This is a genomic window from Streptomyces sp. NRRL S-1022, from assembly GCF_000720135.1.
In the GTDB taxonomy this organism is placed as follows: domain Bacteria; phylum Actinomycetota; class Actinomycetes; order Streptomycetales; family Streptomycetaceae; genus Streptomyces.
The window spans coordinates 1-204 of record NZ_JOIU01000226.1 but is presented as its reverse complement, the minus strand read 5'-3'; the positions used below and the strand labels follow the sequence as shown (position 1 = coordinate 204).

General features: G+C 74.0%; 1 protein-coding gene. It reads left to right on the top strand.

What is annotated here, in order from left to right:
• Positions 1–22 precede the first annotated feature (22 nt).
• On the top strand, positions 23–204 hold a 182-nt coding region (locus IG05_RS43460), incomplete at its 3' end, for a hypothetical protein (protein WP_199808497.1).

The window sequence follows — 204 nt, the reverse complement described above, 5'->3', positions numbered from 1 at the left end:
GGTGGCGGCGCGGGGCCGGCTGATGCAGGCCCTGCCGGCGGGCGGTGCGATGGTCGCCGTGGCCGCTTCCGAGGCGGAGATCACCGAACACCTCGGCGATGGTGTGGACTTGGCGGCGGTCAACGCTCCCGGTTCGGTCGTTCTCTCCGGCGATGAGGCGCCCGTCCTCGCCCTGGCGGAGAAGCTGCGTGAGCAGGGCCGCCG